We start from the raw sequence: 2,066 nt of genomic DNA on the forward strand, positions 1-2,066 counted from the left end.
TGCAAGCAACGGATATTACCTTAAATGGTGGTACATTACAGCTTGGTGCAGCAGATGCGGTGAGTTTTAAAAAGGGTGATGCAGCATCTCGCTTGCTTAAAGTAGGGCAAGAGGGTGGTGGTCTAGATATTGGTGCGTTCGACCTTACCATAGAAACAGATATTAGTGGTGATGGCACATTAACGCAAACAGGCACAGCTAAAAAAGATGCAAATGGTAACATAGTTAAAGACCAATATGGTCAAACTGTATTTACACATGATGGTACATTGACGCTTAAAGGAAATAATACTGTCAGTGGCATTACGGTTGAGTCTGGCACATTAAAAATTGATGCCAACCAAAACTTAGGGGCAGACGCAGCACAGCTTACTCTAAAAGACGGGACTACCTTAGATACTACTGCAGCAAATGCCAAGCTTGATTTGGAACATGGTATTACCGTGGGTGATGGCATTAATGGTGCTACATTACGGCAAGATGAAGACCTAAGTATTCGTGGATTAACAGGTACAGATAAAGCAACCTTAAGGGTTGATAAAGGTGCCAAAACCCTTGCTTTCAATGGTGATAGCAGTGCCTTTGCTGGTAATTTATTGGTGCAGGGCAACATTGAAGTTAAACAAAATTTAGGTACAGGCAATGTTGAGTTTAATCAGGGCGTAGCAAATAATGCCGCTGATTCTAATTTGCATATTACAGGCAATGCGACTTTTAATAACCAGTTTAAACTAAATGGTCAAACAACCATTAACGCAGATAAAGACACTAAATCGGTCTTTAATAAGGCTGTTAAAGATGCCGACTATAATACAGACCCTGGTAATGATTTAACGGTTCAATACAGAACAGGCAGCCTTGTTAAAACAGGTGCGGGCGAAATTAGCCTAAACGCCGAAAACTTATATAGTGGCAATACAGATATACAACAAGGTACAGTGACTGCTGCCAATAATAAAGCCTTAGGCACAGGCAATGTAAAATTACAAAATGGCACAACTTTGCAAAGTGGAGCCGATGTTACTTTAGCTAATAAAGTCGAGCTGGTTAGTGGTAATGTCACACTGTCCACCCCACAAATTAACCCATTAACCACACCCCAAAATACATCTTTAACACTCACTGATACCGTTTCGGGTGCTGCTTCTCTTACCAAAACAGGTGCAGGTAGTTTAATACTTAATGGTACTAATACTTACGCAGGCGAAACTATTATCAAAGAAGGTAAGGTTGCTATTAATAATGCTGCTGCCTTAGGCGTAAATACTAATGTTGAGCTTAATGCTAATGCAGCATTGAGTGTTAATGTTGTGCTTGAGGCAAACCAACAACCTAGCACAATAACGTTAAATAAAAATATTGCCTTAAAGGGGGCTAATGGTTCGCAAGTAACACTAAGTGCTACGGGTGCTAATGTTGTTTTAGACGGTATGTTAAGTAACGATGCTAATACGGTAGGTATTATTAAAGAAGGCACGGGTACTTTAGAGCTAAGTGGCACTAACACCAACTACAAAGGCAAAACAACCATCAAAGAAGGTAATTTAGCCATTAGTGAGGCTAAAAACTTAGGTGGAAAAGTACTGGTTGAGCTGGCTGGCGGTGGTTTAACTCTATTAAACGACATAACAATTGGTGGTGGAGCATCTACCGATTCTATTGATATTACAGGTGCGCGCGGTGCAATAAACACCACAAAAGATACTAGCAGTACCCTAGAAGTGGCTTTTAAAGGACAAGGTTTGTTTGTTAAAGAAGGCGAAGGGCAATTAACACTATCAGGCACAAACACGGAGTTTACTGGCGGTGTTTCGATTGATAAAGGTACTTTAACTATTACCAAAGATGATAGTTTAGGTAAAAAAGACACCAACGTTATTTTAAATGGCGGAACCTTACAAACCGATGGTGTCACTACGTTAAATCGTGATGTGCAGTTAAACCAAGATAGCACTATTAAAAATATTGGTGCCAGTACTGTTGGCTTAAATCGTTTGCAAGGGAATTATGCGGTTACGTTGGAAGGTGGAGGTTTTAATTTAAAAGCCAAAATAGATGAAACAACC

General features: G+C 39.9%; 1 protein-coding gene. It reads left to right on the forward strand.

Annotated features, from left to right (window positions below):
- On the forward strand, positions 1-2,066 hold a 2,066-nt coding region (locus Q0212_RS12140), incomplete at both ends, for an autotransporter-associated beta strand repeat-containing protein (RefSeq protein WP_297925866.1).

Origin of the sequence: uncultured Agitococcus sp., assembly GCF_937920075.1 — a bacterium.
Lineage (GTDB): Bacteria > Pseudomonadota > Gammaproteobacteria > Pseudomonadales > Moraxellaceae > Agitococcus.